Source organism: Micromonospora sp. C28SCA-DRY-2 (assembly GCF_030519475.1).
Lineage (GTDB): Bacteria > Actinomycetota > Actinomycetes > Mycobacteriales > Micromonosporaceae > Micromonospora.
On sequence record NZ_JAUMKD010000002.1, the window covers coordinates 1,023,485 to 1,041,712 of the forward strand.

18 protein-coding genes and 3 pseudogenes are annotated in these 18,228 nt (G+C 74.0%); 7 read left to right on the forward strand and 14 right to left on the reverse strand.

Annotated features, from left to right (window positions below; translation table 11 throughout):
• Positions 1-33: 33 nt before the first annotated feature.
• Together Q3W71_RS13225 and Q3W71_RS13230 are read left to right on the forward strand one after the other, a co-directional pair.
• Positions 34-528, forward strand: coding sequence for a YajQ family cyclic di-GMP-binding protein (locus tag Q3W71_RS13225; RefSeq protein ID WP_167179840.1), 495 nt, complete (start codon positions 34-36; stop codon positions 526-528).
• Between the two features lie 358 nt (positions 529-886).
• Entirely contained in the window at positions 887-1,357 is a 471-nt protein-coding gene (locus tag Q3W71_RS13230; RefSeq protein WP_302919543.1) for a GNAT family N-acetyltransferase, read from the forward strand.
• An 88-nt stretch (positions 1,358-1,445) separates the two neighbouring features.
• Here the strand turns inward: Q3W71_RS13230 and Q3W71_RS13235 are convergent, their stop codons facing one another.
• Positions 1,446-2,468 carry a zinc-dependent alcohol dehydrogenase family protein gene (locus Q3W71_RS13235; RefSeq protein ID WP_302919544.1) on the reverse strand — a complete coding sequence of 341 codons (1,023 nt, stop codon included), beginning with the start codon at positions 2,466-2,468 and terminating at the stop codon, positions 1,446-1,448.
• 164 nt (positions 2,469-2,632) lie between these two features.
• On the opposite strand from Q3W71_RS13235, the gene Q3W71_RS13240 reads away from it, so the two are divergent.
• From Q3W71_RS13240 to Q3W71_RS30965, 3 genes and pseudogenes are all read left to right on the forward strand, one after another.
• Positions 2,633-2,977, forward strand: coding sequence for a hypothetical protein (locus tag Q3W71_RS13240; RefSeq protein WP_302919545.1), 345 nt, complete (start codon positions 2,633-2,635; stop codon positions 2,975-2,977).
• Positions 2,974-3,414 (forward strand): MerR family transcriptional regulator, encoded by a 441-nt coding sequence (locus Q3W71_RS13245; RefSeq protein WP_302919546.1) that lies wholly within the window; start codon positions 2,974-2,976, stop codon positions 3,412-3,414. The genes Q3W71_RS13240 and Q3W71_RS13245 overlap by 4 nt, the downstream gene beginning before the upstream one ends.
• 4 nt (positions 3,415-3,418) lie before the next feature.
• Positions 3,419-3,526: pseudogene (locus Q3W71_RS30965) on the forward strand (DUF1275 domain-containing protein); the annotation flags it as partial.
• Positions 3,527-3,565: 39 nt separating this feature from the next.
• Here Q3W71_RS30965 and Q3W71_RS13250 read toward each other — a convergent pair.
• From Q3W71_RS13250 to Q3W71_RS13260, 3 genes are all read right to left on the reverse strand, one after another.
• Positions 3,566-4,825: an MFS transporter gene (locus tag Q3W71_RS13250; protein ID WP_302919547.1), complete on the reverse strand. Its 1,260-nt coding sequence runs from the start codon at positions 4,823-4,825 to the stop codon at positions 3,566-3,568.
• A 146-nt stretch (positions 4,826-4,971) separates the two neighbouring features.
• Positions 4,972-5,847: a zinc metalloprotease HtpX gene (gene htpX / locus Q3W71_RS13255; protein WP_302919548.1), complete on the reverse strand. Its 876-nt coding sequence runs from the start codon at positions 5,845-5,847 to the stop codon at positions 4,972-4,974.
• A gap of 211 nt (positions 5,848-6,058) precedes the next feature.
• A complete protein-coding gene (locus Q3W71_RS13260) occupies positions 6,059-6,403 on the reverse strand; it encodes a helix-turn-helix domain-containing protein (protein WP_302919549.1) in 345 nt (114 codons plus the stop codon).
• 64 nt (positions 6,404-6,467) lie between these two features.
• On the opposite strand from Q3W71_RS13260, the gene Q3W71_RS13265 reads away from it, so the two are divergent.
• On the forward strand, positions 6,468-7,328 hold the full coding sequence (locus Q3W71_RS13265) for an NmrA family NAD(P)-binding protein (RefSeq protein WP_302919550.1): 861 nt from the start codon (positions 6,468-6,470) through the stop codon (positions 7,326-7,328).
• A gap of 67 nt (positions 7,329-7,395) precedes the next feature.
• Here Q3W71_RS13265 and Q3W71_RS13270 read toward each other — a convergent pair.
• The 8 genes and pseudogenes from Q3W71_RS13270 to Q3W71_RS13305 all read right to left on the reverse strand — a co-directional run.
• A pseudogene (locus tag Q3W71_RS13270) lies at positions 7,396-7,776 on the reverse strand (MBL fold metallo-hydrolase); the annotation flags it as partial.
• A gap of 42 nt (positions 7,777-7,818) precedes the next feature.
• Positions 7,819-9,387: an NADH-quinone oxidoreductase subunit N gene (locus Q3W71_RS13275; RefSeq protein WP_302919551.1), complete on the reverse strand. Its 1,569-nt coding sequence runs from the start codon at positions 9,385-9,387 to the stop codon at positions 7,819-7,821.
• Positions 9,388-9,513: 126 nt separating this feature from the next.
• Positions 9,514-11,019, reverse strand: a complete 1,506-nt coding sequence (locus Q3W71_RS13280; protein WP_302919552.1) for a NuoM family protein — start codon at positions 11,017-11,019, stop codon at positions 9,514-9,516.
• Positions 11,020-11,095: 76 nt separating this feature from the next.
• Complete coding sequence (locus tag Q3W71_RS13285) at positions 11,096-13,039, reverse strand: NADH-quinone oxidoreductase subunit L (protein ID WP_302919553.1); 1,944 nt, start codon at positions 13,037-13,039, stop codon at positions 11,096-11,098.
• Complete coding sequence (nuoK, locus tag Q3W71_RS13290; protein ID WP_302919554.1) at positions 13,036-13,422, reverse strand: NADH-quinone oxidoreductase subunit NuoK; 387 nt, start codon at positions 13,420-13,422, stop codon at positions 13,036-13,038. The genes Q3W71_RS13285 and nuoK overlap by 4 nt, the downstream gene beginning before the upstream one ends.
• Entirely contained in the window at positions 13,419-14,003 is a 585-nt protein-coding gene (locus Q3W71_RS13295) for an NADH-quinone oxidoreductase subunit J (protein ID WP_302919555.1), read from the reverse strand. Before Q3W71_RS13295 ends, nuoK begins: the two co-directional genes overlap by 4 nt.
• The gene (locus Q3W71_RS13300; RefSeq protein ID WP_302919556.1) at positions 14,000-14,626 is read right to left on the reverse strand and encodes an NADH-quinone oxidoreductase subunit I; all 627 of its coding nucleotides are present in this window, start codon (positions 14,624-14,626) and stop codon (positions 14,000-14,002) included. The genes Q3W71_RS13295 and Q3W71_RS13300 overlap by 4 nt, the downstream gene beginning before the upstream one ends.
• A 60-nt stretch (positions 14,627-14,686) precedes the next feature.
• Complete coding sequence (locus tag Q3W71_RS13305; protein WP_302919557.1) at positions 14,687-15,121, reverse strand: ester cyclase; 435 nt, start codon at positions 15,119-15,121, stop codon at positions 14,687-14,689.
• Between the two features lie 85 nt (positions 15,122-15,206).
• Here Q3W71_RS13305 and Q3W71_RS13310 point away from each other — a divergent pair, with 85 nt between their 5' ends.
• The gene (locus Q3W71_RS13310; protein ID WP_302919558.1) at positions 15,207-16,244 is read left to right on the forward strand and encodes a glutathione S-transferase family protein; all 1,038 of its coding nucleotides are present in this window, start codon (positions 15,207-15,209) and stop codon (positions 16,242-16,244) included.
• A gap of 88 nt (positions 16,245-16,332) precedes the next feature.
• On the opposite strand, the gene Q3W71_RS13315 is transcribed toward Q3W71_RS13310, so the two are convergent.
• Together Q3W71_RS13315 and Q3W71_RS13320 are read right to left on the reverse strand one after the other, a co-directional pair.
• Complete coding sequence (locus tag Q3W71_RS13315; protein WP_302919559.1) at positions 16,333-17,295, reverse strand: complex I subunit 1 family protein; 963 nt, start codon at positions 17,293-17,295, stop codon at positions 16,333-16,335.
• Between the two features lie 236 nt (positions 17,296-17,531).
• Positions 17,532-18,179: pseudogene (locus Q3W71_RS13320) on the reverse strand (NADH-quinone oxidoreductase subunit C); the annotation flags it as partial.
• Positions 18,180-18,228 lie beyond the last annotated feature (49 nt).

The following is an 18,228-nucleotide window of genomic DNA, read 5'->3' on the forward strand; positions in this document are numbered from 1 at the left end:
GACCACAAACCGCCGGACAGCAGGAGCATGAGCATGGCAGCGAACCCGTCGTTCGACATCGTGAGCAAGGTCGACCGGCAGGAGGTCGACAACGCCCTCCGTCAGGCCGAGAAGGAGCTCGCGACGCGGTTCGACTTCCGGGGCACCGGCGCCGAGATCTCCTGGTCGGGCGAGGAGGCGATCAGCCTCCAGGCCGAGACCGAGGAGCGGGTGCGGGCCGCGCTGGAGGTCTTCAAGGAGAAGCTGGTCAAGCGGAACATCTCGCTCAAGTCGCTGGACGCCGGTGACCCGCGTTCCTCCGGCAAGGTGTTCAAGATCGACTGCAAGGTCATCCAGGGCATCGACTCGGACAAGGCCAAGGCGATCAGCAAGAAGATCCGCGATGAGGGCCCGAAGGGCGTCCAGGCCCAGATCCAGGGCGACCAGCTGCGGGTGACCGGCAAGAAGAAGGACGACCTCCAGGCCGTCATCGCCCTGCTCAAGGGCGAGGACTTCGGGGTCGCCCTGCAGTTCACCAACTACCGGTAAGGCCCGCGCTTCGTCGCAGGTCGGCTCGTACCGACCCGCTGCCCGGGCAAAGGCCGCCGCCGGTTGCCGTCATTGGTGAGCGTCGCCCTCTGACGGCCTGGCGGCGGCCTGGCTCCGAGCTTCGTCAGCGAGCCTGTGCGCCGGGCCGCCCTCCCCACTCGACCAAACAGGAGCGTCCACATCACCGGCAGCCGGCCTGCCGTGTCCGCGAAATGCTCGACACTCGCGTCCCGTCTGAGGCCCGACATGATCCTCAAGGCGCTTCGCGGAGCCCCCTCACGGTCCGCGACGGGGGCGCGCGCATCGCGGCAGAGCAGTTCGGTTTGTTGGGGCCATCGTCGGCTCCTACGATCGCCCGATGGTTGATGTCGTGATCTCTCCCGTACTGCCCGTGGACGTGGGAGAGATCCTCACCCTCCAGCGGGCCGCCTACGTCACCGAGGCCCAGCTCTACAGCGATGCCTCGCTGCCCGCTCTGACTCAGACGTACGACGAGCTGGCCGCCGAACTCGGGTCGGATCTGGCGCTGAAGGCGACGATGGGGCACCGCATCGTGGGCTCGGTCCGCGCTCGCCTCGAGGGGTCGGTCCTGCATATCGGCCGCCTCGTGGTTGCGCCGGATCTCCAGGGCCGCGGCATCGGCACGCGGCTGCTGACCGCTGTTGAGCGCGAGGCAGCCGGTAAGGCGGACCGCTACACGCTGTTCACCGGCCATCTGAGCCGCGCCAACATCCGCCTCTACGAGCGGCACGGCTACACCGAGGTTCGTCGGGTGCGGTTGACGTCCGACGTGGTGCTGGTCCACCTCGAAAAGCCGGCGGACAGGTAGCGACAGCAGACAGTGGTCGTCGACGACCCGGCGGGCGTCGTCGCCACCGGCCGTCGTGCGGGACACCGGTCGGCGGCGACGGCCCGGCTCACGGGTTGAGCAGCACCTTGATCGCCCGACGTTCGTCCATGGCCCGGTAGCCCTCGGCGGCCTGCTCGAGCGGGAGGGTGAGGTCGAAGACCTTGCCCGGGTCGATCTCACGGCGGCAGATCAGGTCGATCAGCTCGGGCAGGAAACGACGCACCGGGGCCGGGCCGCCGTGCAGGTGCACGTGGGAGAAGAACAGCTCCTCGCCGGGCACCTCGACGCCGTGTGCCACGCCGACGAAGCCGACGTGGCCCCCCGCCCGCGTGGAGCGGATGGCCTGCATCATCGACTCCTGGGTGCCGACCGCCTCGATGACCGAGTGCGCGCCGAGCCCGTCGGTGAGGTCCTTGATCCGCGCCACGCCCTCGTCACCGCGCTCGGTGACGATCTCGGTCGCACCGTAGTGGGCCGCCAGCTTCTGGCGGGGCTCGTGCCGGCTGACCGCGATGACGCGTTCCGCGCCGAGGCGCCGGGCCGCCAGCACGGCGAGCAGACCCACCGCACCGTCACCGACGACCGCGACGGTCTTGCCCGGGCCCACCTCGGCGGCCACCGCGCCGAACCAGCCGGTGCCGAGTACGTCGGAGGCCGCGAGCAGGTCCGGGACCAGGTCGTCCGCGGGCATCTCGGGCGTGGCGACCAGGGTGCCGTCGGCCAGCGGGACGCGCAGGTACTCGGCCTGGGCGCCGAGTCCGCCGACCGGCTCCCGTTGCAGGCAGGAGGACTGGTAGCCGGCCCGGCAGATGGGGCAGGTGTTGTCGGAGGCGAAGAAGGAGCCGACGACGAACTGGCCGGGCTTGACGTTCCTGACCTCGCTGCCCACCTCCTCGACCACACCGACGTACTCGTGGCCCATCGGGGACGGCCCGTTGACCGCTTCGATGCCGCGGTACGGCCACAGGTCCGAGCCGCAGACGCAGGTGGCGGCGAGGCGGATGACGGCGTCGGTGGGGAGGAGGATCCGCGCGTCCTCGCGCTCCTCCACCCGGACATCGCCGGGGGCGTGCAGGACGGCACCACGCATGGGGTCTTCCTTTCGATCCGCGGTTCGGCCGGGGCACGGCCCACCCTTCCGGCTTACCCCGGCCAGGCCGTGGGACACAGCGCCCGGTACGGCTGCTACCGCACCACCCGGCTTCCGTCATCGGGGTTGCATCCGGTACCCGGGTACAGGCTTACCGTCGGGGCATGAGCGGACACCACCTCACCACGGACGACGCCTGGGTGCCGGACGCGTGCACCCTGCCGACGGCCGAACGGCCGCTGCGGCTCGCCGAGTTCACCGAGTTCTTCCGTACCGCGGTGCGGGGCGTCGACCGGCCGTCGGCCCGGCACCTGCGGCTGCGGCTCGACGGCTCGGCGCGGGTGGAGCAGGCAGCGCGGGACCTCATCGCCCGCGAGTCGTCCTGCTGCTCGTTCTTCACCTTCGACCTCGCCCGGTCCGGCCCGGACGCGCTGACGCTGGAGGTCCGGGTGCCGGCGGCGTACGTCGAGGTGCTCGACGGCCTGGCCGCGACGGCGGACGCGCGGTGAGCGGGGCCGGGCTGCGCAGCGGTCAACTGGCCGAGGCGGCCGGCGTCAACCCGCAGACGCTGCGCTACTACGAGCGTCGTGGCCTGCTCGCCGCCCCGCGGCGGTCCCCCGGCGGGCATCGGCTGTATCCGGCCGAGACGGTCACCCTGCTGCGGGTGATCCGTACCGCGCAGCGCCTCGGCTTCACCCTCACCGAGGTCGCCGACCTGATCGACGCCGGGCGGCACCACCACGGCAGCCGCCCGGACACCGGCCTGCGGGCCCGGGCCGTGCGGAAGCTGGCCGAGGTGGAGCGGAAGCTGGCGGACCTCACGGTCATCCGGGACACGCTGCGGGCGGCCGTCTCGGCCGGCTGCGACGACCTCGTCGCCTGCGCCGGCAGTTCCCGCTGCCCGCTGCCCTTCGCCGACGGCAGCGACCGGGGCGGTGCCCACTGACCGGCCATCCGGGTCAGCCGGCGAAGATCAGCAGCAGGATCACCGTGAGGATCGCGCTGATCAGCAGCGAGCCGAGGCAGCCGACCCGGTTCGAGAAGAAGACGAACATGGTCGCCTTCTACCCGTTCCGGGTCGGCCCCAGACCTCCCGGTCAGGCCGGGATGGGCTCGTCGACGCGTACCGTCGCGGCCTCCGCGCGGGCGATGGGGCCGCCCGGCAGCGCGGCGACCGCGGCCCCGACGGCGACCGCGGCCCCGGCGAAGAGGAACGCCCAGGGCACCCCGCCGGCGTGGTCGACGATCAGCCCGGCGACCGCGCCGCCGGCCGCGCTCGCCCCGACCGACATGGTGACCACCCAGGTGTACGCCTCGTTCAGCATGCTGACCGGCGAGATCCGCCCGACCAGGGTGTTCTCCAGGGTGAGCGCGGGCGCGATGGTGGCACCGCCGATCACCAGCGCGGTGCCCAGCGCGGCCGGGGTGGGCATCAGCGCGAAGACGGCGAAGCTGGCCGCCACCGCGCCGAGCAGCCAGGCGAACTGCCGGGTCATGTTGGGCGACGGCCGGCGGACGCCGAACCAGAACCCACCGGCGGCGCTCCCGATGCCCCAGACGGCGAGCAGCACCCCGGCCAGGCTGTCCGGGTCGTCGGCGGTGTAGCCGGTGGCGAAGGCCGGCACGATCACACCGGCCGCGCCGAACGCGATGCCCAGGCTGGCCACGCAGAGCAGCAGCGCCGGGAAGCCGGCGACGCGCAGCGGGCCGAGGCCGCGGGCCCGGTGCTCGTGCGGGTGCGGACGCCAGCCGCGCATCACCCGGCCGAGTGCCACCGCCGTGGTGCCGACGAGGGTCACCACGGCCGAGCCGACCAGCGCGGCCCGGGCGTCGGCGACCAGCACGAACCCGGCCACCAGCAGCGGACCGAGCACGAAGACGATCTCGAACAGGGTGGTCTCCGCGGCCAGCGCGGTGTTGCGCAGGTGGTGCCGGCCGGTGGCGGGGGCGGTCAGGTCGTTCCAGGCGCCCCGGATCGCGGCGGTCAGCGGCGGGTAGGTGGCGCCGGCGACCCCGGCGGCCAGGAAGATCATCGACAGGTTGCCACCGCCGGGGCGGGCCGCGCCGAGCAGGCCCAACAGGGCGAGCGGGTGGGCGACCGCGGTGCCGAGCAGCACCGGGGTGGGGCCGACCCGGTCGGCGATCCGCCCGGCGACCGGGCTGAGCGCGGCGCCGGAGAGGGCGTAGATGCCACCGGCGACCGCGGCGAGCGAGTATCCCCCGGTCACCTGCTCGACCACGAGCAGCAGCGCCAGCGGTGTCATGCCGATCCCGAGCCGGCCGACGATGCCGGTGACCAGCAGCATCGGGGCCCCGGGGATCCGCCAGACGCCCAGGTACTGGCGCAGTGCGGCCACGATCGACCTCCTCGCAGGGGTGTAATGAGTGGAAGACGTTTTGACCCTAACGCTCGGTCGCCCGTCGGAGAAACGGTTTGTGCCCGTACACACGGCTCCGCCCGCACCCGGAGGTCCGGGTACGGGCGGAGCCGGTGGTTCTCAGGTCAACGCTCGAACTGCACCGGGCCGGCGCTGGCGGCCATCCGCTCCAGCCGGGCGACCCGCTCCTCCATCCGCGGGTGGGTGGAGAAGAGCGCCGCCACACCGCCACCCCGGAACGGGTTGTCGATCATCAGGTGGGCGGTGCTGGTGAGCTGCCCCTGAGCCGGCAGCGGCCGGCGCTGGGTACCCATGTGGATCTTCCGCAGCGCGCTCGCCAGGGCCAGCGGGTCCCGGGTCAGCTGGGCGCCGGAGGCGTCCGCCTGGAACTCCCGGCTCCGGCTGATGGCCAGCTGGATGATCGTCGCGGCGATCGGGCCCAGGATGATGGTGAGCAGCAGCACGGCCGGGTTCGGCGAGTCCTCGTCGTCCCCACCGCCCAGCGGGATGAACCAGGCGATGTTCGCCAGCGTGGTGATGATGCCGGCCAGGCCGGCGGCCACGCTGGAGATGAGGATGTCCCGGTTGTAGACGTGCGACAGCTCGTGTCCGATCACGCCACGCAGCTCGCGGTAGTCGAGGATCTCGGTGATCCCCTGGGTCACGCAGACCGCCGCGTTCTGCGGGTTGCGCCCGGTGGCGAACGCGTTCGGCTGCGACGTCGGGCTCACGTAGAGCCGCGGCATCGGCTGCCGGGCCTCGGTGGCCAGCTCGCGGACCATCCGGTAGAGCTCGGGGAACTGCGCCTCGGTGACCGGTTGCGCCCGCATCGAGCGCAGTGCGAGCTTGTCCGAGTAGAAGTAGGTGAAGCCGTTCATCAGCAGGGACACGACGACGGCGATGACCAGTCCACCACTGCCGCCGAACCAGTAGCCCACCGCCAGGATCAGCGAGGTGAGCAGGCCGAGCAGCGCGGCGGTCTTCAGACGGTTGTGATGCACGTTCGCTCCTTCGGTGCACGGATCGCGAGGATCCGCTGACCGGTTCAACAACCCGGTACCCGTCAACCATCCGTCTCATGGCTGTGAGTTGCCTGGGACGTCCGGAGTGCCCGCCCCCCGATTGCCGCCGGCGAGACCAGGAACACCCCGACCTGGCTGTTCTCCACCCGGCTGGCGGTGCCCGGGTACTGCCTGCCACTGCACCCCGGCTTCATCGTGGCGCTGCCGGCACGAAGGCGGAGGCCGGCGCGTTCACACCCCACTCGTTCATCGCGTCGAGCACCGGACGAAGCGTCCATCCCAGGGCGGTCAGCTCGTACACGACGCGAGGCGGGAGTTCGGCGTAGGAGGTGCGGGTGACGATGCCGCGCGATTCGAACAACCGTAGACGGTTTGTCAGGGTGTGAGCACTGATGCCTGGTAGTGCCTCACGGAGTTGGCCGAAGCGCTGGGGGCCGTGCATGAGTTCTCGGAGGATCAGCGTCGCCCACGGGCCGTCGAACAGCATCAGGAAGCGCGCTACGCCGCACTCCGGCAGCTCAACCTCGTTCGTCATGCCAGTGACGGTACCTCGTTAGTGCAGTTGACGTAACTGCTGCATCGTATGCACTAATGGGTGCATGACCTACATCGTTCACGGCGCCACCGGCGCCCAGGGCTCGCCCGTTCTCGCTGCTCTTCGTGCCGCCGGCAAGCGGGCGATCGCTGCCGTGCGTCACACCGGCGACCTTGCGGACAGGGGCGATGCGGTAGCGGTCGATCTTGCCGACGCCGAGTCCCTTACGGCTGCCTACACGGGTGCGGATGGCGTCTTCGTTCACCTGCCGCTCGGTGCACCCGGCCAGGGCAGCGCGCAGGCCGAGGCGGTCGCCGCCGCCGTCGCGACCGCCCGGCCGCAGCGGGTCGTCATCTCCACCAGCGGGCAGATCGTCGACCAGCCAGGAACGCTACTGCAGGCGGCAGACGACAGCCCGATCGTCACGCTGATTCGCAAGGTCACCGACACCGGCGTGTCCACCGCCGTCGTCACGCCGCGCTTGTACCTGGAGAACCTGCTGCTGCCCGTGGTGGCCGGGCCCGCACGCGAGGACGGTGTGCTGCGCTACCCGCTGCCGGAGGTGTTCCCGGTCTCGTGGAGTTCGCACCTGGACGTCGCCGAGGTCGTCGTCCGCCTGCTCACCGACACCAGCGTCACCGGCACCGTCGCGGTCGGACACCTGCCGGGTTTGACCGGTCCCGACCTCGCCACGGCGTTCGCCGAGCACCTCGGCCGCGACGTCCGCTTCGAGGCCATCACCCCGGACATGTTCGGCGACCTCATCACCCCGATGTTCGGCCCTGCCGCGGCTCCGGTCGTCGGCCTCTATCAGGCCCTGAACACTCAGAACGGCAACACGATCGGCGAGGACAACAGCGCCCAGAAAGCGCTCGGCCTGTTCCCGCGCCCGGTCACCCGATGGCTCGCCGACCTGGGAGTCTGACCCGAGCGGTCAGGTGGATCGCGCCCCGCATCGCCCCCTGGCGGAGTGCGATGCGGGGCACGCCTTCTCACTCGGCGACGTTCCAGGAGGCGTTGTCCCCGCTGACGTACACGCTGGGGTGGCCTGGGGCCGTGAGTAGGAAGCCGACTACGTCGCCCGCGACCGCCTCGCCGCCCTCCGGCCCATGGAGAGCGGGTAGCCCCGTGACGGTGACGACGGTGCCGTCCGGGGCGGTGATCGTCGCCTCCTCCCAGAACTCCAGCCTGCGAGCCGTTCCACCGAGACGCCCAGCGCCGCTGACGGTGGTCAGCACGAGCGGGACACGCGTGAGGACCTGCCGGCCGGCGTGGTCGAGGTTGTCGTCGTGCTCGTCGTGGGACAGCAGCACGGCGTCGATGCGCCCGACCTCGTCCGGTGTCACGGGCGACGGGGTCGGTCTTGAACTGAGCCGAGGGCTGGGCCCTGCCGAGGGGGCGCCCGCGAGAGCGCCTCAGCGGGCGGCGACGTCGAGCACGAGCTGCGGGGCGAAGCCGATCACCACGGCCACCACGGTCGCCACGACCAGCACCGCGCCGACCGTTCGCGTCCGCACGACGGGAACCTCCCCTGCCGGGGCGGCGGCGCCGGTCGGGGCGGCGGCACCCGCGGTCGGGCCGGTTGGGCCGGCCGCATCAGCATCGGCGGCCGGGAGTGCGGCGGCGGCATCGGTGGTCGGGGCGGCCCAGAGGGTCGCGGTGAGGCGCAGGTAGTAGGCGAGGCCGATCACCGCGTTGACGGCCACGACCACGGCCAGCCAGCCCGCGCCGCCGTCCAGCAGCGACCGGACCACCGTCACCTTCGCGAACAGGCCGGCCAGGCCCGGCGGCAGGCCGGCGAGCCCGACCAGCGCCAGGCCGAGCGCCGCCGCCCGCCACGGGTGCCGCCGGCCCGCCCCGCGCAGGTCGTCCAGCGTGCCGCCGTCCGCGCCCGCCGGGCGCAGCGCCACCACGGCCGCGAAGGCCGCCAGCTCCAGCACCACGAAGAAGACGGCGTACGCGACGGCGGCCGCGTACGCGGCGGAGCGGGCGTCGGCGCTTCGCCCGGCCGCCAGCGCCAGCGCGCCGAGCGGGGCGAGGATGTAGCCGGCCTGGGCCACCGAGGACCAGGCGAGCAGCCGGACGGTACGCCGCTGGCGCAGCGCCACCAGGTTGCCGACGGTCATCGTCAGCACCGCGAGCAGGGCGAGCACCGGGCCGGTCACCTCGGCCGGCAGCGCGTACTGGACCACGGCGAGCAGGGCCACCACACCGCCCAGCTTCGAGGCGGTCGACAGGTAGGCCGCCACCGGCAGCGGCGCGCCGTCGTAGGTGGCCGGCGCCCAGGCGTGGAACGGCACCGCTGCCACCTTGAACGCCAGGCCGAGCACCACCAGGGCGACGGCGGCGCCGGTCAGCGGCAGGTCGAGCAGTTCCGGCCGGTCGGCGAAGAGCGCGCCGAGCCGGCCCAGGTGCAGCGCGCCGGTGGCCGCGTAGAGCAGCGCGGCGCCGAGCAACGTCAGGGTGGTGGCGACCACGCTCACCACGAAGAAGGTGACCGCAGCCTCGGCGCTGGCCAGGCTGCCCCGGCGCAGCCCCACCAGGACGTAGAGCGGCAGGGTGAGCGTCTCCAGCGCCACGATCAGCGTGATCAGGTCGGCGGCCGCGCCGAGCACCACGCCGCCGGTCATCGAGCAGGCGAGCAGGAAGGCGTACTCCCCCACCGGCGACTGCCCGGCCCGCAGCGCCGGGCCGGACAGCGCCAGCACGCCGAGGGTGAGCAGCGCGACGACCACGCCGACCAGCGCGGCCCGGCCGCCGAAGACGTACGAGCAGTCCGCGCCGACGCAGAACGTACGCCGCTCGTCGCCGGCGCCGACCAGCGCCGAGCCGAGCGCGGTGGCGGCCGCGCCCAGGACGGCCGCCGCGACGGTGGCCCGCGGCCGGGCCAACACGAGATCGGTGACCAGCACCAGGACGGCGGTGCCGGCGGCCAGGTACGCCGGCAGCAGCGCCACGCTGTCGACGCTCTGCACCACGCTCATGCCGGCACCCCGCTCCGCTGCGTGCCGCCCTGACGCACCACCGCGCTGAGCCCGATGATTCGCTCGCTCATGCCGGCACCCCATCGGTCCGGACCACGACCGGTTCCGCCGGCGCACGCCACGCGCTCATCGCAGCACCTCCACCAGGGCGTCGACCGGGGCCTCGGCGACGCCGAGCACCAGGGTCGGGGCCAGACCGACCGCGAGGGCCAGCAGCACCAGCGGCGCCCACGCGACCAGTTCGGCGCGGGCCAGGCCGGGGGCGAGCCGCCCGACCGCCGGGCTGGGCCGGCCGTGCGTCACCCGACGCAGCAGCCGGAGGAAGTACGCCGCGGTGAGCGCCCCGCCGACCGCCGCGAGCACGCCCAGGGTGGTCCAGAGCGCCCCGCCGGCCTGAACGGCGGCGACCACCGCGAACGCCTCGCCCCAGAAGCCGGCCAGCCCGGGCAGGCCGAGCGAGGCGACGGCGGCGAAGCCGAGCAGCCCGGCCAGCCGGGGGGCGGTCTCCCGCAGCCCGGACAGCTCGGCCAGCGACCCGGTGTGCGCGCGGTCCTTGACCGCGCCGGCCAGGAAGAAGAGCAGCCCGGTGATCACCCCGTGCGCGACGTTGCCGATCAGCGCGGCCTGGATGCCGGTGCTGGTGAGGGTGGCCACGCCGAGCAGCACGAAGCCCATGTGCCCCACGCTCGAGTACGCGATGAGCCGCTTCAGCTCGTCCTGGGCGAGGCAGACCAGCGCGCCGACCAGGATCGCCGCGACCGCCAGCGCGCCGAGCACCGGCGCGGCCCAGCGGGCGCCCTCCGGCGCCACCCCGACCGCCACCCGGATCAGGCCGTAGGTGCCCATCTTCAGCAGCACGCCGGCCAGGATCACGCTGCCCACGGTGGGCGCCTGGGTGTGCGCGTCGGGCAGCCAGGAGTGCAGCGGCCAGAGCGGGCTCTTCACCGCGAACGCCAGCGCCAGCAGCGTGAACGCGGCCAGTTGGGTGCCCCGGGACAGCCCGGCCCCGCCGGTGAGCGCCACGATGTCGGCGGTGCCCGCGGCGGCCACCACGACGTAGACGCCGACCAGCAGGAGCACCGAGCCGAGCAGCGTGTAGAGGGCGAACTTGCGGGCCGCCCGCCGCCGGTCCGCGCCGCCCCAGCCGGCGATGACCGCGTACATGGGCAGCAGGACGATCTCGAAGAAGACGAAGAAGAGCACCAGGTCGAGGGCGAGGAAGGTGCCCAGGATGCCGACCTCGACCACCAGCAGCAGCGCCACCAGCGCCCGGCCGCTGCCGCCCTCGGGCACCCGCCACAGGGTGTACCCGCAGCAGAGCAGGGTGAGCAGGGCGGTCAGCACGACCAGCGGCCAGGAGATGCCGTCCACGCCCAGGTGGAAGCGCAGTTCCAGACCGGGCACCCAGGGCAGGTCGATCCGGTGCCAGGGGCGCACCGCCGGGGCGCTCGGGGTGTAGCCGGACCAGGTGCGGTCGCCGAGCGCCAGCAGCGCCGCGGCCAGCAGGGTGACCGCGGCGGCCACCGTGCCGACCACCCGGGCGGCCCGGTCCCGCGGCGTCGCGGCCACCGCGACCGCGCCGAGCGCCGGCACCGCCAGCACCGCGACCAGCAGGAACTCCCCCAAGCTCATGCCGGCACTCCGCTTCGCTCCATGCCGACATGAGGCAGCACCGCACTGAGCCTGACGATTCGCTCGCTGCGCTCGCTCATGCCGCGGCTCCGATCAGGGCGGCGGCCAGGCCGATCAGCAGCGCGCCGGCCAGCACCCCGGCCGCCGCGCGGGGCAGCGCCGCCCGGTGCAGCGCCGCCAGCCCCCCGCCGAGGCCGACGGCGGCCCGGCCGCTGCCGGTGACCGCGCCGTCCACCACCACCTCGTCGGCGGTACGCACCCCGCGCGCCACCGCGCCGGTGGGGCGTACGACCAGGGCGTGCTGGACGTCGTCGAGCCGGAACGCGCGGGCGAACACCGGCCGCAGCGGGCCCAGCGTGGCGGCCGGGTCACCGGCCGGGTCGCGCCGCCAGCGGGCCCAGGCGAGGCCCGCCCCGAGCGTCAGCAGGGCGAGCGGCAGCAGCACCTCCGGGCCGAGGTGCACCAGCGGCGCCGGCGGCAGCAGGTCCGACGGCCGGTCCGGGGTGGCCGGGGCCACCGGCCGCAGCAGGTCGGTGAACCCGCCGGCGAACCCGGCCAGCCCGAGCAGCGCGGCCGGGACGGCGAGCAGCAGCACCGGCCAGCGCATCACGGCGGGCGGGTCGTGCGGCTGGACGAGCGGGCTGCGCGCCGGGCCGAGGAACGTGCGCAGCAGCAGCCGGGTGGCGTACCAGGCGGTGATCGCGACGCCGGCCAGGCCGGCGAGCCAGACCAGCCAGCCCACCCAGACCGGCGCGGGACCGCCGCCGTGCAGCGCGTCCTCGGCGGCGTAGAGGATGCTCTCCTTGCTGAAGAAACCGGCGAGCGGCGGCAACCCGGCCAGCGCGCCGAGACCGACCACCGTGCACCAGAAGGTCACCGGCATGCCGCGCCGCAGACCGCCCATCCGGGACATCAGCGTGGTGCCGACCGCGTGGATCACCGCACCGGCGGCGAGGAACAGCAGCGCCTTGAACGCGGCGTGGGTGAGCAGGTGGAACAGCGCCGCCGCGGGCGCGCCGACCGCCAGCGCGCCGGTCATGTAGCCGATCTGGGATACCGTCGACCAGGCCAGCACCCGCTTGAGGTCGTCCTGGGCGGTGGCGGCGAGCGCACCGAGCAGCAGGGTCACCACGGCCATCACCCCGAGCACCGCCAGCGCGGCCGGCGCGCGTTCGAAGAGCGGGTAGAGCCGGGTGACCGCGTACACCCCGGCGGCGACCATGGTGGCGGCGTGGATCAGCGCGGAGATCGGGGTCGGGCCGGCCATCGCGTCCGGCAGCCAGGTGTGCAGCGGGAACTGGGCGCTCTTGCCGGCCACCCCGGCCAGCAGCAGCAGGCAGGCGGCGGTGAGCGTGCCGGTCGCGTGGTCGTGGGCCAGCACGTCGGCGATCCGGAAGCTGCCCGCCGAGACGCCGAGCAGCGCGATGCCGAGCAGGAAGCCGACGTCGCCGACCCGGGTGACCAGGAACGCCTTCATCGCCGCGGCGGGCGCCTCGGGCAGCCGGCGGTCGTGGGCGATGAGCAGGTACGAGCAGATGCCCATCACCTCCCAGCCGACCAGCAGCAGGATCAGGTCACCGGCGACCACCACCAGCAGCATGGCGGCGGTGAAGAGGCTGATCTGCGCCGCGTACGGCGGGTAGCGGTGGTCGACGTCGACGTCGTCGTGCGGGCCGCGCTTGAGGTAGCCGATCGAGTAGACCTGCACGGCCAGCGCCACCGCGGCGACCGCGACGGCGACCAGCGCGGCGGCGCCGTCCAGCCGGACGCCGATGGTGACGGCCAACCCGCCCAGGTCGACCCAGGTGCCGGACGACTCCACCGGCCCGTCGAGGGTGACCAGCAGGGCCACCGCGAGCACGAGCGCGCCGGCCGCGCCGGCCACCCCGAGGGCGATCGCCGCGCGCCGCGCCCGCCCTTCGCCACCGTCGGGCGGCGCGGGTGGCAGCAGCAGGCCGACCAGGCCCGCCACCAGCGGTACGACCGGCAGCAGCGCGCCGAGCAGGGTGGTCGTGGTCACCGCTCCCCCTCGGGGCGCGCGGCGGGGCGGACCCCGGCCTCGACGGCGGCACCGGCGGCGGTGGCCGGCTCGATCGGGCGCTCGGTCAGCGGGACCTCGTCCACGGCGACGCTGGCCCGCAACCGGTAGAACTGGAGCACGATCGCCAGCCCGACCCCGATCTCCGCGGCGGCCAGCACGATCACGAAGAGCGCGAAGACCTGCCCGCCGTGCGGCAGCGCCGCCCGGACGGTGCTGTCCGCGGTGACCAGGACCAGGTTGACCGCGTTGAGCATCAACTCGACGGCCATCAGCACCAGCACCGCGTTGCGCCGGCGCAGCACGCCGTAGACGCCGAGGCCGAACAGCAGCGCGGCGGTGACGTACGGGATGACCGGCCTCACCGCGACGGCCCCCGCTCGGCATGCCCGGCCCGGCCGGCGCGGTCCCGCTCGGCGGGCCGGCCGGCGCGGTCCCGCTCGGCGGCGGGGCGGCCGATGTCGGGGCGGGAGAGGACGATCGCGCCGACCAGCGCGGCCAGCAGCAGCACCGACAGCACCTCGAACGGGAGCACCCAGCCGCGGAAGATCTGGTCGCCCAGGCGTTCCGCGGTGCCCGCCTCGGGCAGCGCCACGGCCGTCCAGCGGTACGCGTCGACCAGCAGGGCGGCCAGCCCCGCCCCGGCCCCGCCGCCGATCAGCGCGGCCGGCCAGCCGGGGCGGTCCAGGTCGTCGGAGGCGCCGATCGGCGCCCGGGTCAGCATCACCGCGAACAGCAGCAGCACCACCACGGCGCCGACGTAGATCAGCACCTGCACCCAGGCCACCAGTTCGGCGCCGAGCACCAGGTAGATCCCGGCCAGCGCACCCAGGCAGACGACCAGGTAGAGGCCCGCCCGGACCAGGTGTTTCGTGCCCACCACCAGCGCACCCGAGCCGACCGCCACCGCGCCGAGGGCGAGCAGCAGCACGTCCGCACCCGTCATGCGCCGGCCCCGGGCTCGGGGCGTACGGCCGGGGCGGCCGGCCGGTCGACGGGCGCGGCCGGGACCGCGGCCTTGCGCGCGGCGGCGGTCTCCTCCTTGGCCGGCTCGCCGCTCGGGTCGTGCGCGGGCGGCGGCGGCACGGTGCCCATCCACTTCCCGAGGTGGTCCTTGTCGTGCAGCAGGTCCTTGATGTCGTACTCGGCGTACTCGAACTCGGGCGACCAGTAGAGCGCGTCGAAGGGGCAGACCTCGACGCAGATGCCGCAGTACATGCAGAGCGAGAAGTCGATGTCGAACCGGTCGAGCACGTTGCGCTGGCGGGGGCGGGCGGCGCCGGGCACCGCCACCTCCTCCTTGTGCGAGTCGATGTAGATGCACCAGTCCGGACACTCGCGGGCGCAGAGCATGCAGACCGTGCAGTTCTCCTCCAGCAGCGCGATCACCCCGCGGGAGCGGGGCGGCAGCTCGGGGGCGACGTCCGGGTACTGCTGGGTGGTGGAGCGCCGGGTCATCGTCTTCAGCGTGACCGCCAGCCCCTTGACCAGGCCCGCGCCGGGCACGCCGCGCTCGCCGGTGCCGCCGCCGGCCTCGCTGCGCTCGCTGCGGTCGCTCATGCGGACCATCCTGCCCTGTGCCCGCGGCGCGCGCGACCACCCCCTGCACCCGGTCGGGCGGGGACCGGGTCACCCGCCGCTGCCACCGAGGTCGCCCGGGGCGGGCGGGAGCATCTCGACGCCGAGTTGCTGGAGGACCTGGAACAGCTCGTTGACGCTCCACACGTCGACGATCCGGCCGCTGTCGTCGAAGCGCAGGAAGCTGGCGCCGGAGTAGCTGACCACCCGGCCGGTCGGCGGCACCGGGCCGAACCGGCCGGCCTGGGTACCGGCCGCCCGCCAGTGCACCGCCACCCGGTTGCCGGCCGCCACCAGGTCCACGATCTTGTAGCGCAGGTCCGGGAAGGCCGCCCGGCGGTCCCGGTGCCAGGCCAGGGTGCCCTCCGGTCCGGCGCCGCCGAGCCCCGGGCACTCCGCCGCGACCAACTCGTACGCGGACTCCTCCCGGCCGGCGTTCCAGACGTCGGCGATGAAGCGCCGGGCCGCCGCCTCCACATCGGTCATCCCGGCAGCGTAGTCAGCGGCCGGCGGGCCAGCCGCCCCGAGATCCGCGATGATGGGGGCAACCGAGGACACCGGAGGAGACGGCGTGGGCGGCGAATCAGGCGGGACGACCGGCGGCAAGTACGTCGAGCCGGGCGGCGAGTTCACCCGGGACCAGCGCTACATCGCCACCCGGATCACCGCCGACGGGCGGGACGGCTATCCGGTGGAGCCCGGCCGCTACCGGCTGGCGGTCAGCTACGCCTGCCCCTGGGCCAACCGGATGATCATCGTCCGCCGGCTGCTCGGGCTGGAGGAGGTGCTCTCCATGGCGGTGGCCGGGCCGACCCACGACGCCCGCAGCTGGACGTTCGACCTGGACCCGGGCGGGCGTGACCCGGTGCTCGGCATCGAGCGGCTCCAGGAGGCGTACTTCGCCCGGTTCCCCGGCTACGACCGGGGCATCACCGTGCCGGCGATCGTGGACGTGCCGACCGGGCAGGTGGTCACCAACGACTACGCGCAGATGACCCTGGACCTCTCCACCGAGTGGACCGCGTACCACCGCGAGGGCGCGCCGGAGCTCTACCCGGAGCGGCTGCGCGACGAGATCGACGAGCTCAACGCGGTGGTGTTCCGGGAGGTCAACAACGGCGTCTACCGCTGCGGCTTCGCCGGCAGCCAGGAGGCGTACGAGTCGGCGTACCGGCGGCTCTTCGACCAGCTGGACCGGCTCAGCGAGCGGCTGGCCGGGCAGCGCTACCTGGTCGGCGACACCATCACCGAGGCCGACGTGCGGCTCTTCACCACCCTGGCCCGCTTCGACGCGGTCTACCACGGCCACTTCAAGTGCAACCGGAGCAAGCTCACCGAGATGCCGGTGCTCTGGGCGTACGCCCGGGACCTGTTCCAGACCCCCGGCTTCGGCGACACCATCGACTTCGACCACATCAAGCGGCACTACTACGAGGTGCACCGGGACATCAACCCGACCGGGGTGGTGCCGCTGGGGCCCGACCTGGCGAACTGGCTCACCCCGCACGGCCGGGAGGCGCTGGGCGGCCGCCCGTTCGGCGACGGCACTCCCCCGCCACCCCCGCCCCCCGCCGAACGCATCGACCCCACCCACACTCCCCTCCGCTGAGGGTTCCCCAACCTGTTGATCATGAGGTTGGCGGCGCGATCCGCCGGCGGCGACGCCGCCAACCTCATGATCGACCGAGCGGGGTGGGTCAGAGGGCGACCCGGACGGCGGCGGTGAGCACCAGTTGGGCCAGGGCGGCCGGGACCAGGACCAGCCAGCAGAGCCGCTGCAACTGGTCCTCGCGCAGCCGGGGGAACGCCACCCGCAGCCAGATGACCAGGAAGGACACCGCGAAGACCTTCAGCAGCGTCCAGAGCCAGCCGAGCTGCGCGTCGGCGAACGGGCCGTGCCAGCCACCGAGGAACAGCACGGTGGTCAGCGCGGCGATCACCACGATCCCGACGTACTCGGCGAGCAGGAAGAAGGCGAACCGCAGGCCGGTGTACTCGGTCAGGTAGCCGAACACCAGCTCCGAGTCGGCGATCGGCATGTCGAACGGCGGGCGCCGGATCTCGGCCAGCCCGGCCACGAAGAAGATGACCATCGCGGGCGCCTGCCAGAGCAGCCACCACGGCTGCCATGCCTCGACGATGCCGGGCAGGCTGAGGGTGCCCGCCGCCATCGCCACCGACGCCGCCGCGAGCACCAGCGGCAGCTCGTAGCCGAGCAGCTGGGCGGCGCCGCGCAGCCCGCCGAGCAGGCTGTACTTGTTGGCCGACGCCCACGCCGACATCAGCACCGCCACCACGCCGACCCCGACCACGGCCAGCACGAAGAAGAGGCCGATGTCCAGCGGCTGCCCGACCAGGTCGCCGGGGCCGAGCGGGATGACCAGCAGGACGAGCAGGTAGGGCACCAGGGCGACGGCGGGGGCCAGCCGGAAGACCGCCCGGTCCGCCTCGGCCGGCGTGACGTCCTCCTTCTGCACGAACTTCACCCCGTCGGCGATGAGCTGCGCCCAGCCGTGGAACGCGCCCGCGTACATCGGGCCGAGCCGGCCCTGCATGTGCGCCATGACCTTGTGCTCGGCCTGCCCGACGAGCAGCGGCAGGGTTAGGAAGGCGACCAGCACGCCGCCCACCCGGATCACCAGTTCCAGCCAGAGCGGCATCAGGCCGTACCTCCGTCGCCGTCGGCCCGCTCGGTCGCGGCCGGCCCCTCCCGGGACGGCCGGTCCGCCGGCGGGCCGGAGCGGGCCGCCCCCGGGCCGCGGCCGCCGGGTGCGCCCGGTAGCGGACCGGCCTCGGCCGTGTCGGCCGGCGGGCCCGCCTCGGTCGCGCCCGGCGCCGGGCCGCCGGCGGGGCGGGCGGTACGGGCCGGCCGGGTGCCGGGGGCCGGCCGGGCGGGCCGTTCCCGGGCCGGCCGGGCCGGTACGCCGCCGCGCGGGCCCTCGCCCGCCCCACCGGCGCCGGAAGGTGTCGGCGTGGTGCCCCACTCGCCGGGCGCGGGCACCCCCGGCGGGCGGATCGGCCGGCGGCCGCCACCCGCCTCGGACTCGCCCGGCTCCTTTGCGCCCGGCCACGGCTTGGCCACCCGGGAGGCCAGCACGAACTCCTTGCGCAGCGGGTGCCCCTCGAACTCCGGCGGCAGCAGCAGCGGTCGCAGGCCGGGATGGCCGGCGAAGTCGATGCCGAACATCTCGTGCGTCTCCCGCTCGTGCCAGGCGGCGCCGGGGTAGACGTCGACCACCGAGGCCACCACCGGCGCCTCGCGCGGTACCCGGGTGCGCAGCAGCAACCCGTGCCGGTGGGTGGTGGACCAGAGGTGCGCCACCACCGCGAATCCCTCGGCCAGTTCGTCGACAGCGGAGAGCCAGTCGAAGAAGTCGCAGGCCAGCTCGGCGTCGTCGCGCGCGGCGCGGACCGCCTCCGCCCAGCTCGCCGGCGGTACGTCGACGGTGGCGCGGGCGTGCGCCTGACCGCCGGAGACCGACGGGGTGGCCTCGGCGGGCGCGAGCAGCGCCACCACCCGCTGGCCGACCTCTTCCGGAGTCATGCGGCTGATCCTATGGCCTGCTCCGCCGGACGCGCCGGGGCGAGCCGGG